Annotated in this window: 14 protein-coding genes and 1 tRNA gene; 7 read left to right on the top strand and 8 right to left on the bottom strand. The window is 71.9% G+C overall.

Going from position 1 to position 13,218, the window contains the following annotated elements:
• Positions 1-234: 234 nt before the first annotated feature.
• The 3 genes from IF29_RS0122970 to IF29_RS0122960 all read left to right on the top strand — a co-directional run bounded on the left by IF29_RS0122970 (position 235) and on the right by IF29_RS0122960 (position 1,878).
• The gene (locus IF29_RS0122970; RefSeq protein WP_030258101.1) at positions 235-954 is read left to right on the top strand and encodes a glycerophosphodiester phosphodiesterase; all 720 of its coding nucleotides are present in this window, start codon (positions 235-237) and stop codon (positions 952-954) included.
• Positions 955-987: 33 nt separating this feature from the next.
• Entirely contained in the window at positions 988-1,704 is a 717-nt protein-coding gene (locus IF29_RS0122965; protein WP_030258098.1) for a VIT1/CCC1 transporter family protein, read from the top strand.
• 100 nt (positions 1,705-1,804) lie between these two features.
• A tRNA-Asp gene (locus IF29_RS0122960) sits at positions 1,805-1,878 on the top strand.
• A 315-nt stretch (positions 1,879-2,193) separates the two neighbouring features.
• Here IF29_RS0122960 and bldC read toward each other — a convergent pair.
• Together bldC and IF29_RS0122950 are read right to left on the bottom strand one after the other, a co-directional pair.
• Positions 2,194-2,400, bottom strand: coding sequence for a developmental transcriptional regulator BldC (bldC, locus tag IF29_RS0122955; RefSeq protein ID WP_030258095.1), 207 nt, complete (start codon positions 2,398-2,400; stop codon positions 2,194-2,196).
• 591 nt (positions 2,401-2,991) lie between these two features.
• Positions 2,992-3,945: a DUF8083 family protein gene (locus tag IF29_RS0122950; protein ID WP_332262556.1), complete on the bottom strand. Its 954-nt coding sequence runs from the start codon at positions 3,943-3,945 to the stop codon at positions 2,992-2,994.
• A 98-nt stretch (positions 3,946-4,043) separates the two neighbouring features.
• Here IF29_RS0122950 and IF29_RS0122945 point away from each other — a divergent pair, with 98 nt between their 5' ends.
• A complete protein-coding gene (locus IF29_RS0122945; protein ID WP_030258091.1) occupies positions 4,044-5,192 on the top strand; it encodes a Glu/Leu/Phe/Val dehydrogenase dimerization domain-containing protein in 1,149 nt (382 codons plus the stop codon).
• Between the two features lie 377 nt (positions 5,193-5,569).
• Positions 5,570-5,827, top strand: coding sequence for a DUF3073 domain-containing protein (locus tag IF29_RS45170; protein ID WP_084714803.1), 258 nt, complete (start codon positions 5,570-5,572; stop codon positions 5,825-5,827).
• Positions 5,828-6,008: 181 nt separating this feature from the next.
• Here the strand turns inward: IF29_RS45170 and purM are convergent, their stop codons facing one another.
• The 3 genes from purM to IF29_RS0122925 form a co-directional block, all read right to left on the bottom strand.
• Positions 6,009-7,100, bottom strand: coding sequence for a phosphoribosylformylglycinamidine cyclo-ligase (gene purM, locus IF29_RS0122935; RefSeq protein WP_030258088.1), 1,092 nt, complete (start codon positions 7,098-7,100; stop codon positions 6,009-6,011).
• A 32-nt stretch (positions 7,101-7,132) separates the two neighbouring features.
• The gene (purF, locus tag IF29_RS0122930; RefSeq protein ID WP_030258087.1) at positions 7,133-8,716 is read right to left on the bottom strand and encodes an amidophosphoribosyltransferase; all 1,584 of its coding nucleotides are present in this window, start codon (positions 8,714-8,716) and stop codon (positions 7,133-7,135) included.
• 100 nt (positions 8,717-8,816) lie between these two features.
• Entirely contained in the window at positions 8,817-9,671 is an 855-nt protein-coding gene (locus IF29_RS0122925) for a maleylpyruvate isomerase family mycothiol-dependent enzyme (protein WP_030258085.1), read from the bottom strand.
• A 63-nt stretch (positions 9,672-9,734) separates the two neighbouring features.
• Here IF29_RS0122925 and IF29_RS0122920 point away from each other — a divergent pair, with 63 nt between their 5' ends.
• Complete coding sequence (locus tag IF29_RS0122920; protein WP_030258082.1) at positions 9,735-10,694, top strand: DMT family transporter; 960 nt, start codon at positions 9,735-9,737, stop codon at positions 10,692-10,694.
• Here IF29_RS0122920 and IF29_RS0122915 read toward each other — a convergent pair.
• Positions 10,673-11,269: a transglutaminase-like domain-containing protein gene (locus tag IF29_RS0122915; protein ID WP_037596211.1), complete on the bottom strand. Its 597-nt coding sequence runs from the start codon at positions 11,267-11,269 to the stop codon at positions 10,673-10,675. The two genes, IF29_RS0122920 and IF29_RS0122915, sit on opposite strands and share 22 nt — an antisense overlap.
• Before the next feature lie 60 nt (positions 11,270-11,329).
• Between IF29_RS0122915 and IF29_RS0122910 the strand changes: the two genes are divergently transcribed.
• Entirely contained in the window at positions 11,330-11,719 is a 390-nt protein-coding gene (locus IF29_RS0122910) for a MerR family transcriptional regulator (protein ID WP_030258078.1), read from the top strand.
• On the opposite strand, the gene IF29_RS0122905 is transcribed toward IF29_RS0122910, so the two are convergent.
• On the bottom strand, positions 11,667-12,617 hold the full coding sequence (locus tag IF29_RS0122905; RefSeq protein ID WP_084714801.1) for an RNA polymerase sigma-70 factor: 951 nt from the start codon (positions 12,615-12,617) through the stop codon (positions 11,667-11,669). The two genes, IF29_RS0122910 and IF29_RS0122905, sit on opposite strands and share 53 nt — an antisense overlap.
• The gene (locus IF29_RS0122900) at positions 12,614-13,201 is read right to left on the bottom strand and encodes a carboxymuconolactone decarboxylase family protein (RefSeq protein ID WP_030258074.1); all 588 of its coding nucleotides are present in this window, start codon (positions 13,199-13,201) and stop codon (positions 12,614-12,616) included. Before IF29_RS0122900 ends, IF29_RS0122905 begins: the two co-directional genes overlap by 4 nt.
• Positions 13,202-13,218: the final 17 nt, after the last annotated feature.

Below are 13,218 nucleotides of genomic sequence, written 5' to 3'. Positions count from 1 at the left end.
CGGGGGCGGTGGTCGAACCCGCGGCGAGGGCCGTGCCGGGAACTGCGATGACAGCGGCTGCGCCAGTGGCAGCCAGAACTATGAGTCGGCGACGAGACACCGTGCTCCCAAGATTCTTGAGTGATGGTTCGGTGTGGAGCGGGCTCACAGTACACACACGCACCGACAGACCGTCGGGCAATACCCCCACCGTCCGTTCGCCCGCGCCCGGTTCGGGAGGGCAGACTCCCTTTTATGACACTTCTGGTGGCGCACCGCGGCGATCCGCTGCTGCTGCGGGAGAACACCCTGCCCTCGGTGGAGTCGGCGATCGGGCTCGGCGCCGACTGGGTGGAGATCGACGTGCGGCTGACCCGGGACGGGGTCCCGGTGCTGCTGCACGACGAGACGCTGAACCGGCTGTGGGGCCACGACCTGCGGGTGGACGCGCTCAGCCACGCCGAGCTGGACGGGCTCGCGCACGAGGGCGACTGGCGGATCCCGACGCTGCGTCAGGCGCTGGAGCTCGCCGCCGACAGCGGCGTCCCGCTGATGGTGGACGTCCCGGCGCCGTCCGAGGCCAGGGTGTCGGTGGAGCTGGTGCGGTCGATGGGACTGCTCGGCGGCAGCGTCTTCACCGGGGTACCGGCCGCGCTGGTGGACGTGCGGGCGGCGGCGCCGGAGGCGGCCATCGCCATGAGCTGGGAGTCCGTGCTGCCGCCGCGCGCCGGGCTGATGCGCCGGGTGCGCCCGCAGTTCTTCAATCCGCACCACCGGCTGCTCACCCGGGGCAGGGTGGCCCGGATCCAGCGCCGGGGCCTGAAGGTGAGCACCTGGACGGTGGACGACCCGCTGCGGATGGCGGCGCTGGCCTCGGCCGGGGTGGACGCGATCATCTCGAACGACATCCGCGCCCTGCTGGCGGCCTGCACCCGAGCGGGCGCCGGAACCCGCGACACGCCCCGCGACGAGTAGCCGCTCCGCCGTCCTGCGGGCAGACTCCCCGGAGTGACCACCGACAGTGCCGACGCTCCGCACGAACCGCACCAGGACGGCCTGGCCACCCGGCTGAACTGGCTGCGCGCCGCCGTCCTCGGCGCCAACGACGGCATCGTGTCCACCGCCGGCCTGGTGGTCGGCGTCGCCGGGGCGACCGGCTCCGCGCAGACGCTGCTGACCGCCGGCCTCGCCGGCCTGCTCGCCGGGTCGCTGTCGATGGCGGCCGGGGAGTACGTCTCGGTCAGCACCCAGCGCGACTCCGAGCAGGCCGCGCTGGACCTGGAACGGCTGGAACTGGACCGCACCCCGGAGGCGGAACTCGCCGAGCTGGCCGGCCTGTACCAGCAGAAGGGGCTCACCCCGGACCTCGCCGCCGAGGTGGCCCGGCAATTGACCGCCCACGACGCCCTGGGCGCCCACGCCGAGACCGAGCTGGGCATCGACCCGGACGAGCTCACCAACCCGTGGCACGCGGCCGGGGCGAGCTTCCTGGCCTTCACCGCGGGCGCCCTGCTGCCGCTGCTGGCCATGGTGCTGCCGCCGGCGTCGGTCCGGCTGTACGTCACGGTGGTGTCGGTCCTGGCGGCCCTGGCGCTCTGCGGCTGGGGGAGCGCGCGGCTGGGTCGCGCTCCGGTCCGTGCCTCGGTGCTGCGCAACGTCGCGGGCGGCGCGCTCGCCATGGGCGTCACCTACCTCGCCGGAACGCTGCTGGGGGCGGCCGACTGATCCCCGGGGCGATCCCCGGCGGCGCCCACCTGCGTCCCACCTGCGTTTGGACCTCACCCCCCGGAATGGAGTATGGTCTGGGAGTCGAACAGCACAGCCTGGCCTCGTGGAGCAGTTGGTTAGCTCGCCACCCTGTCAAGGTGGAGGTCGCGGGTTCAAGTCCCGTCGAGGTCGCAGTGATCAGCCCGAATCCCACCGGATTCGGGCTGATGTGCGTTCCGGTGTGTTCCCGTGTGCATCCGCTGTCACATCCGTGACACCTGTGACACAGGTCACTTAAATTTTCTTGAGATGCTCTCACATCGGCACCCCGACGAGGGCATCAATTTTATATGTACAATTGCACCGGCAGATAAGGCCACCCTGACCAGCAAAAAGAAGTCGCACCGAACCCGGCGGAGTTCGGTGCGACTTCTCTGTGTTTCAGGTGCACTGCAAGATCTCGAATTACTGCGTGCCGACGCAGAAAACGAGGTGTTACTACGAGCCTCAGGCCTCGCTGCGCTGCTGCGGAATGCCCGCCAGCAGAGCGCGGACCTCCGCCTCACGGTAGCGGCGGTGCCCACCGAGCGGACGGATCGACGTGAGCTTGCCGGCCTTGGCCCAGCGAGTGACCGTCTTGGGGTCAACGCGGAACATGGTGGCAACCTCAGCCGGCGTCAGCAGCGGTTCGGCGTCAGGGGTACGAGCGGTCATGAGCGGCCTCCTCGGGAGAACCGAACCAACGCGGTTCTTTCCTTCAAATTCTGCACCTTGGTCTGCGATGCCCGAAATGGCATGCGCCGACCGAGTCGGTAATAGGACGAACGGCTTGTCCTCGGCACTACAACTACACCATCCGTCCAGCACCGACGGCCAAACCATCGGAATTGACCCTCGCGGGTTCAAGCTCGACGGATGGCCATGGACCATGCCATAGCGGACAGTCACCCCTTAGTGACGATCAGTCATGACATGCCCAGACCCCCCGCGTCCCCCGCGAAGTCTCTCGATCCTCCGCAGATCTCCACAGGTTGTGGACACATTGATCTGCGGTGAGGCTGGTTGTCCTATTTTGACACCCTGAGAGTACTTCGCGTCAACGGTGAGTCACGTCACGTTCGTGGGGTATTGACCCGTTCCAGGACGTTGGTCCCATGTGGGCGGGAGATAAGCCCCCGTGTGACGTATGAGGGAAGGATGCCATGCGTCCCCAGAGGTGGTCTGGTCCAGCCGTGGCGTGAACTGTCGTGGCGGAACTCCGCCAGAGCCGTTCCCGAGCGCCCGCCGGGACGATCCGACCCACCGTCAGTTCGCGTACTGGAGCTCCTGCACCCGCCGCCAGCGCTCGGTCAGCGCCCGGTAGGAGCGGCCCGCCCCGGCGCCGTCCCCCTCGCGCAGAGCCGCTATTCCCTCGGCTACCTCCTCGACCGAGCGGTCCGCCGCCAGGCCCTCCTCGGGGATGACGTCCACCAGGCCGCCGTAGTCCAGCTCCACCAGCGAACGGGGGTGGAACTCCTCCAGCCAGCGGCCGACCTCCTCCACCCCGGCGACCATCGGCCCCTCGTCCAGGGTGTCCCGGAGCACCCGGAAACCGCGGGCGACCCGCCTGCGCGCCTGGGCCATCGGTGTCCGGTAGCGCATCACCGGCGCGGTCCGCCGCTTCACGCCCCCCGCAGGCTCGTCCGCGCCCTCCGCGGCGTCCGAGGTGTCCGCGCCGTCGCCGCCGTCCGCGCCGGCGCCGTCCGTCCAGCGGCCCGGCTCGAACTCCCGGTCCTCCGGGCCGAAGAGCAGGAACCAGCGCACCGGCACGTTCCAGGTCTCGGTGAGGATCCACGGCCGCCCGTCCGGGTTCTGCGCCCTCCAGCGGTCCCAGTCGGCCTCCGCGGCCGCCCGTACGCCCGCCGGTACCGCCGCGTCCAGCAGCGGCGCCGGGAGCAGCTCCTGGAGCTCCTCCAGGGCCATCCAGCTCCGCAGCCGGGTGCGCCACGGGCAGAGGTAGACCACGCCGTCCGCCTCGTGCACGAAGGCCTCCCGGCTCTCCTGCTCGGGCACGGCCACCGGCGGCACCGCGATCAGGTCGGCCAGCCGCCGCCGGGCCTCCTCCAGCGCGGTCGCCCCGGCCACCGCCGCCGGGCCGCGCCGGGCCGCGGCATAGCCCTGCCAGTAGGACCGCTCCGGCTCCCGGAAGGCAGCCAGCGGCTCGTACACGCGCAAGTAGGCGGCGTAGGGAGGTCGTACCGAGGTCCGCAAGGTAGCCACGTCCCGCATCGTCGCACGGCGAGCCACGCCGGTCCTACGCTTCAGACACAACGCCCGCACCACATCAGCGGGCGCCGTCCGACAATGGAGTCACCACCGTGACCGATGTCAGCGAGCGCTCCGGCGTACTGCGCCGGATCTTCGCCTCCGAGACCGAAGCGGCCCCCGGCGACAGCCACGAGCAGGTCGTCCTGTGCCACGACCGCGACAGCGGCCTCAAGGCCGTCATCGCCATCCACTCCACCGCCCTGGGCCCGGCCCTCGGCGGCACCCGGTTCCACCCCTACGCCTCCGAGGAGGAGGCGGTCCAGGACGCCCTCAACCTGGCCCGGGGGATGTCCTACAAGAACGCCCTGGCCGGACTCGACCTGGGCGGCGGCAAGGCCGTGATCATCGGCGATCCGGCCCCGCGCGCCGAGGGCGGCGACAAGAGCGAGGCGCTGCTGCGCGCCTACGGCCGCTTCGTCCAGTCCCTCGGCGGGCGCTACGTCACCGCCTGCGACGTCGGCACCTACGTCGCCGACATGGACGTGGTCGCCCGCGAGTGCGACTACGTGACCGGCCGCTCCCCCGAGCACGGCGGCGCCGGGGACTCCTCGGTGCTGACCGCCTTCGGGGTGTTCCAGGGCATGCGCGCCTCGGCCCAGCACCGCTGGGGCAGCCCCTCGCTGGAGGGCCGCCGGGTCGGCGTGGCCGGGATCGGCAAGGTCGGCCACTACCTGGTCCGGCACCTGGTCGAGGAGGGCGCCCGGGTGGTGGTCACCGACGTCCGCGCGGAGGCCGTCGAGCGGGTCCGCGCCGAGCACCCCCAGGTCGAGGTCGTCGCCGACGCCGACGCGCTGATCCGCGCCGACCTGGACGTCTACGCCCCCTGCGCCCTCGGCGGCGCACTGGACGACACCACCGTCCCGGCCCTCACCGCCGGAATCGTCTGCGGCGCGGCCAACAACCAACTGGCCCACCCCGGCGTCGAGAAGGACCTCGCCGACCGCGGGATCCTCTACGCGCCCGACTACGTGGTGAACGCCGGCGGAGTGATCCAGGTGGCGGACGAGATCCAGGGCTTCGTCTTCGAGCGGGCCAGGGCCAAGGCCGCGAAGATCTTCGACACCACCCTGGAGATCTTCGACCGGGCCCGGGCCGACGGCGTGCCCCCGGCCGTCTCCGCGGACCGCCTGGCCGAACGCCGGATGGCGGACATCGGCCGGCTCCGCTCGATCCTGCTCACCGGACCCCGGAAGCAGTAGCCCGACCGACGGCCGGAGCAGCGCCCCCGACGGGGCCGCCGACGGCGAAGCAGACAAGAACGGCATTCTCACCTGACAGGGCCGTCCGAGGGATACGGAGTGCCCGGACGGGGGACAATCGTCCTGGAGCGGCCCCTTCCGGCGCTCCGGGACGAGTCCTGCGAAAGCCACTCATTCCTGCTCTGACCTGCATCGATATGGTCACAACCCGAGCCGGGGTGCGGCATGTCGCACGGGCGGCGTACCGTACGGCGCTGTAAGCAGGTACCGTTATTGCTCTAAGGACCGACCCTCTCACTCCGGCGAGGGGTCGTTCTTCATCATGAACGCGTGTCAAGACTCGGGGCCATGAGCCCCGTCGTTGAGGGGGTCGAGCCATGGGGCGCGGCCGGGCCAAGGCCAAGCAGACAAAGGTCGCCCGCCAGCTGAAGTACGGCGACGTGGGTTTCGACCCGTCACGTCTGGCCAACGAGCTGGGCGCATCGCCAACGAGGGAACCGGTGAATCCGGAGCCTCTCGATGACGATGAGGATGACGACGATCCGTACGCCTCGTACGCACAGCTGTACAACGGCGAGGACGACGAAGACGAAGAGGATGAGCCAGCGGGCCACCACGCCCGCAAACACGCTTGACCTCTTCGAGCCGACCGAAGAGCCGATCCGGTGCCGACCGGGTCGGCCCTTCGGCGTATCCGCGCACCGAAGGCGTTCGCCCACCCGGCCCCGACCTTGACGGACGGGCCCGCGGCGGACAGGGGCCGGAACTGGACGGGGGCGCTGCCGCAACCGGCGCGCCCCTCGTGCCCCTACTCTCCTACTCCGCGTACGCGCCGTACAGTGCTGCGCCGCCATCGGACCATTCGCCGCCGCGCTCGACGATGTCGCCCAGCGGCCAGGCCTCGACATCGCGGTCGGCCAGCACCGCCAGCACGGTGTCCACCGACTCGGCCGGGACCACGGCGACCATGCCGATGCCCATGTTCAGCGTCTTCTCGATCTCCAGCGTCTCCATCCGGCCGACCTGGGCCACGGTCCGGAACACCGGCAGCGGCGTCCAGGTGCCCCGGTCGAGCCGGGCGTGCAGGCCCTCGGGGATCACCCGGGCCAGGTTGGCGGCCAGTCCGCCCCCGGTGACGTGCGAGAAGGCGTGGATCTCGGTGGCCCGGATCAGCGCCAGGCAGTCCAGCGAGTAGATCCTGGTCGGCTCCAGCAGTTCCTCGCCCAGGGTCCGGCCGAACTCCTCGACCCGGCGGTCCAGCTTCCAGCCGGCCTCGTTCAGCAGCACGTGCCGGACCAGCGAGTAGCCGTTGGAGTGCAGCCCGGAGGCGGCCATCGCGATGACCACGTCACCGGCCCGCACCCGGTCGGCGCCCAGCAGCGCGTCGGCCTCGACCACGCCGGTGCCGGCGCCCGCCACGTCGTACTCGTCCGGGCCGAGCAGCCCGGGGTGCTCCGCGGTCTCGCCGCCGACCAGGGCGCAGCCGGCCAGCACGCAGCCCTCGGCGATGCCCTTGACGATCTGGGCGACCCGCTCCGGGTGGACCTTGCCGACGCAGATGTAGTCGGTCATGAACAGCGGCTCGGCGCCGCACACCACCAGGTCGTCCACGACCATGCCGACCAGGTCGTGGCCGATGGTGTCGTGCTTGTCCATGGCGGCGGCCAGGGCGACCTTGGTGCCCACGCCGTCGGTCGCGGAGGCGAGCAGGGGGCGCTCGTACCGCTTCAGGGCGCTGGCGTCGAACAGCCCGGCGAAGCCGCCGAGGCCGCCGACCACCTCGGGCCTGGTGGCCTTGGAGACCCACTGCTTCATCAGTTCGACGGCGAGGTCGCCGTTCTCGATGGAGACTCCGGCGGCGGCGTAGGTGGCGCCGGCGCCGGCGCCGGGAGTGGTCTGGTCGCTCATCAGAACGGCCCTTTCAACGGGAGAGACGAAAATCAGGGGCGGCGCAGGGCGTCGGCCGCGCCGATGCCGCCGAGCATGGACTGCACGCCGTCGGCGTCGCTGCGGTTCTTCCCGGCGTTGCGCACGCCCGGCGCGCGCCCGGCCGAGGCGATCTCCGCCTCCAGCAGGTGCTTGCCGAGCAGTTCCGGGTCGGGCAGCTCCATCGGGTACTCACCGGTGAAGCAGGCGGTGCAGAGCCGCTCCTGGGGCTGGTCGGTCGCCTCGACCATGCCCTCGGTGCTGATGAAGGCGAGCGAGTCGGCGCCCAGCGAGGCGCCGATCTCGTCCACCGACAGGCCGTTCGCTATCAATTCGGCCCGGGTGGCGAAGTCGATGCCGAAGAAGCAGGGCCACTTGATCGGCGGCGAGGAGATCCGGATGTGCACCTCGGCGGCGCCGGCCTCGCGCAGCATCCGGACCAGGGCGCGCTGGGTGTTGCCGCGGACGATCGAGTCGTCCACGACCACCAGCCGCTTGCCCTTGATGACGTCCTTCAGCGGGTTCAGCTTCAGCCGGATGCCGAGCTGCCGGATGGTCTGGTTGGGCTGGATGAAGGTGCGCCCGACGTAGGCGTTCTTCACCAGGCCCGAGCCGTAGGGGATGCCGCTGGCCTCGGCGTAGCCGATGGCGGCCGGGGTCCCCGACTCCGGAGTCGCTATCACCAGGTCGGCCTCGGCCGGGGCCTCCTTGGCCAGCCGGCGGCCCATCTCGACCCGGGAGAGGTGCACGTTCCGCCCGGCGATGGTGGTGTCCGGACGGGCCAGGTACACGTACTCGAAGACGCAGCCCTTGGGCTTGGACTCGGCGAAGCGGGAGCTGCGCAGCCCGTTCTCGTCCACCGCGATCAGCTCGCCCGGCTCGACCTCGCGGATGAACGAGGCGCCGACGATGTCCAGCGCCGCGGTCTCCGAGGCGACCACCCAGCCGCGCTCCAGCCGGCCCAGCACCAGCGGGCGGATGCCCTGCGGGTCGCGGGCGGCGTAGAGGGTCTGCTCGTCCATGAAGACCAGCGAGAAGGCGCCCTTGACCTTGGGCAGGATCTGCCGGGCGGTCTCCTCGATGGAGAGGTCCGGGTAGCCCGCCAGCAGGGCCGTGACCAGGTCGGTGTCATTGGTGACCGCGGACCGGCCGGAGCGGGAGACGTGCTGCTCGCCGGGGAGCTGCGCGACCATCTCGGCCAGTTCGGCGGTGTTCACCAGGTTGCCGTTGTGGCCGAGCGCCAGCGAGCCCTGGGCGGTGGCCCGGAAGGTGGGCTGGGCGTTCTCCCACACCGAGGAGCCGGTGGTGGAGTACCTGGCGTGGCCGACGGCGATGTGGCCGAGCAGCGAGCCGAGGGAGGTCTCGTCGAAGACCTGGGAGACCAGACCCATGTCCTTGTAGACCAGGATCTGGGAGCCGTTGCTCACTGCGATGCCCGCGGACTCCTGTCCGCGGTGCTGCAGGGCGTACAGCCCGAAGTAGGTGAGTTTGGCGACCTCTTCACCGGGGGCCCAGACACCGAAGACACCGCAGGCGTCCTGGGGGCCCTTCTCGCCGGGAAGGAGGTCATGGCTGAGTCGTCCGTCACCGCGTGGCACGCCACCGAGTCTAGGGCAGTCCGGCGGTGCCAGCCGAACGGGGGACGGCCGCAGGTCACGCAGCGGATCGCCGACGCGCGTAGATATCGGGCGAAACGGATCAGCCCATCACCGGGAGTAGCGAAGAAAGATCACTGCGCTCGCCGGAAGCCGTGAGTTGCGCCACGTCCAGCAGCTCCGCCCAGGCGGCCCGGCCGGTGGCCAGGCGGATCCACGGCAGCGGGGCGGTCTCGACCACGTTGGGCGGGGTGCCCCGGGTGTGGCGCGGGCCCGCCACGCACTGGACCACGGCGAACGGGGGGATCCGCAGCTCCACCGAGCCGCCGGGGGCCTGCCCGGCCAGGGCGTCGGCGAGCAGCCGGGTGGTGGCGGCCAGCGCCTGCCGGTCGTGCGGGACCTCGGTGCCGAGGGCGTCGGCCAGGTCGTCGCCGTGCACGACGGTCTCCAGCAGCCGGGTGACCAGGAAGTCGGAGAGCAGCATCGGACCGTAGCGGGTCGGCAGTGCCAGGCCGGCGGCGTGCTCCTCGGCGAGCGTCCTCAGCAGCAGGTCGGCGGCCCGGTCGAACTCGGCGGCGACCTGTCCGGGGCTGCCGCCGAAGGCCTCGGCCGCGTACTCGCGCACGCCCTCGTCGATGTCGGCCGCGGCGGTCCGGGTGCCGGTCACCCAGGCGGTCGGCGAGAGCAGCGCGGCGCCGGCCGGGACGTCGGCGCCGAGGTTCCGCGGCACCCAGTCCAGGACGAAGCCGAGATGGGCCACCAGCTCCCGGACCCGCCACCCGCCGAGCCGGGTGGGCCGGGCCAGCAGGGCCTCGGCCGCGTCGTCCGCGCACAGGCCGTGGACGGCGGTGCGGAGGACCTCGGTCTGGGCGGCGAGGGCGGCCCGGGTGCGGGCGGGGTCGTAGCTGCGGGCCCGGGGGCCCCTGCGCTCCCGTGAGCTGGTGTCGGCTGGCGGCATGTGAGCGAGAGTAGGCACGAATCCCGCTTGCCGCCAGGACATTGAGGCGGCGACGCTACTGTCATGACCACCGAACCCGCCGTCCGCACCGACACGCCCGCGTCCGCGCCGTCCTCCCCCGCCCGCAGGCAGGCGCTGCTGGCCTCGGCCGCCGCCGGTGTCACCGTGGTGCTGTGGGCCAGCGCCTTCGTGGGGATCCGCTCGGCCGGCCACGCGCTGGCACCGGGGCCGCTGGCGCTGGCGCGGCTGCTGGTCGGCAGCCTGGTGCTCGGGACGATGGTGGCGATCCGGCGCGAGCCGCTCCCGGCCCGCCGGGACTGGCCCGGGATCGTCGCCTGCGGGGTGCTCTGGTTCGGGCTCTACAACGTGGCCCTGAACGCCGCCGAACGGATGGTGGACGCCGGCACCGCGTCGATGCTGGTGGGCGTCGCGCCGGTGCTGCTGGTGCTGATCGCGGGGGTGGTGCTGCGGGAGGGGTTCCCCAGGCCGCTGATGCTGGGACTGCCGCTCTCGTTCGCCGGACTGGTCGTGATCGGCCTGTCCTCCTCCGGCGGCGGTGGCGGCTCGGTCGGCTGGGGCGTGCTGCTGTGCTTCGTCGCCGCGCTGGCGTACTCCTGCTCGGTGGTGATCCAGAAGCCGCTGCTGGCCCGGGTCTCGCCGCTCCAGATCACCTTCCTGGCCTGCACCGTGGGCGCGGTCACCTGCCTGCCGTTCGCCCCGGCCCTGGTCCGCGAGGCCGGACACGCCCATGCCTCCCCGCTCGCCTGGGCCGTCTACCTGGGCGCGCTGCCGACCGCGGTGGCCTTCACCACCTGGGCCTACGCGCTGGCGCGCACCAGCGCCGGCCGGCTGGGCGTGACCACCTACCTGGTGCCGCCGATCTCGGTGCTGCTGGGATGGCTGGTCCTGGGCGAGGTGCCCGGCTGGGTGGCCCTGGTCGGCGGCGTGCTGTGCCTGGCCGGGGTGGCGGTCTCCCGGCTCCGGCTGGAGCGGTGGACCCGTCAGAGCGCGGCGGGCAGGTAGTAGTCGTAGCCGTGCCGGTCCGGACGGGCCGCGCGCAGGCCGTCGAGCAGGGCCGGCGGGGTGGTGGCGTGGACGGTCGGGTAGTCGACCTCCTGCTGCGCCGGGTCCACCGGGAAGGCGGGCCGTTCGTCGGCCGGGTCCGTACTGAACCGGGCGCCGGCCCCCGGAGCGCCGCCCCGGGCATCGAGCCGCACCCAGCGGTCCTGCAGCAGCACGGCGTTGAGGCCGTGGACGACGAAGCCGCCGGGCACGTCGTCGGCCAGCCGCTGGTAGCAGAGCCCGGCCGGGATGCCGTTGGCCCGCAGCAGGGCGGCGAACAGGTGCGCCTTGCCGTGGCAGATGGCGTTGCCCGCAGCCAGGACGTCCGAGGCGGTGTAGGCGGCGCTCCACTCCCCGAGGTCGCGCGAGTGCGCGATCCGCTCGCGGACGAAGTCGTACGCCGCCCGGGCGGTGGCGGTGCCGTCGCCGGCGCGGTGCAGCTCCGCGGCCTTGGCCCGGACCGCCGGATGGGTGTGGTCGATCACGTCATCGGCGGCGAGGTAGTCGGCGGAGGCGGGGACCAGTGGCACGATCATGCGGTCACCGTACCCAGAACCCTTGACCTGGACCGGACTCCAGGTGCTTGGCTCTCCTCCATGAAGGACTTCCTCTCCCCCGGCCAGGTGGTCGAACGCAGCGGCTTCAGCCTGGACACGCTGCGGTACTACGAGCGGATCGGACTGCTGGACCGGATCGAGCGCGGCCCCGGCGGCCGGCGCCGCTACGCCGACGAGGACCTGGAGTGGCTCGGTGTGCTGCGCTGCCTGCGGGACACCGGGATGCCGATCGCGCAGATGCGCCGCTACGCCGAGCTGGCCAGGGCCGGCGACAGCACCATCGCCGAGCGGATGGCGCTGCTGGTCGAGCACGACGAGCAGGTCGAGCGCACCGTCGCCGACCTGCGCAGCCAGCAGTCGCACCTGAAGGAGAAGATCAGCTGGTACCGGACCCAGCTGCCGGGCCCTCAGGCGGCTTCGGAACGCTGACGTTGCGCATCTTGTCGGGATTGCGGACCACCTGGATGCCGGTGATCCCGGTCTCGTCCAGTTCCAGCACGAAGACGCTGTCGGCCACTCCGGCGGAGGTCAGCAGCAGGCCGGGCTGACCGTTGACGTCCACCGGGTGCACGGCAAGGTCCGGGCGCGGACGGACGGTCAGCACGCCCAGGATCCAGCGGGCCGCCTTGTCCGCGCCGACGATGGGCCGCAGCGCGGCGCGGATCTTGCCGCCGCCGTCCGACCACACCGTCACGTCCGGGGCCAGCAGCTCCATCATCCGGTTGAGGTCCCCGCCCATGCAGGCCGCCAGGAACTCGTCGGTGGCCCGGCGGCGCACCTCGGCCGGGGCCTCGTAGCGGGGGCGCCGGGCCTGGACGTGGCTGCGGGCCCGGGTGCCGACCTGACGGACCGACACCTCGGTGCGGTCGAGCATTCCGGCGATCTCGGCGTAGGGGAAGCCGAAGACCTCCTTGAGCACGAACACGGCCCGCTCCAGCGGCGAGAGCGACTCCAGCACCACCAGCATGGCCATCGAGACCGCCTCGGCCCGCTCCACCCCGCCGCTGGCGTCCGGCCCGGTCACCAGCGGCTCCGGCAGCCAGGGGCCGACGTAGGACTCGCGTTGCACCGTCGCCGACTTGAGCCGGTTGAGGGACAGGTTGGTGACCGTGCGGGCCAGGTACGCCCTGGGCTCGGCGACGCCCGCGGTGTCCACCCGGCTCCAGCTGAGCCAGGCGTCCTGCAGGATGTCCTCGGCGTCGGCCGCGCTGCCGAGCATCCGGTAGGCGATGCCGAAGAGGACCGGGCGGTGCTGCTGGAACAGCAGCAGGGCTTCATCGGTGGCGGTCGTGGTGGTGGCAGTGGTGGCGTCGGAGGCGTCGGTCACGCCTCGGAAGCTACCCGACGGAGCGGGGTCCCGCAGCGGTCCCGGCTCCAGCCTTTAAAGCGGCCCTGGCCGACCAGCCCGAAGGCGCTGTTCGCCCGCGAGCGGAGGTTCTCCACCGCGATCATCGCGGTGAGTTCGACGAAGGCCGGCTCGCCCAGGTCGGCGATCAGACACTGCGTCATCTCGTCGGTGACCGCGGGCGGGGTCGCGGTCACCGCCTCGGCGTACTCCATCACCAGCAGTTCCAGGTCGGTGAAGACCTCGGTGCGGTCCCGCCAGTCCGGGACGCTGCGCAGCTTGACCGCGGGGACGCCCTTCCTGTGGCTCTCCCAGTAGCCGAAGTCCAGGCACCGGGAGCAGCCGATCCGGGCCGCGACCGCCATCACCGCAAGGGACTTGAGCGTGGGGTCGAGCCGGTTCCAGCGCGCCAGCCCGCGCTCGAAGCGGGTGGTCGCCAGGAGCACCCCGGCATGGTGGGCGTAGGCCTTCCCGGGGTCGAGCACCGCGCCGTAGACGCGCCTGGAGTACCACGCGCCGATGCGGAAGAGCACGGTGCGCGGCGGGTCGAGGGAGATTCGGGCCATGGCTTGCTGCCTCCTTG

The organism is Streptacidiphilus jeojiense (assembly GCF_000719095.1).
In the GTDB taxonomy this organism is placed as follows: domain Bacteria; phylum Actinomycetota; class Actinomycetes; order Streptomycetales; family Streptomycetaceae; genus Streptacidiphilus; species Streptacidiphilus jeojiensis.
This window is presented reverse-complemented; position numbering and strand designations above follow the sequence as displayed.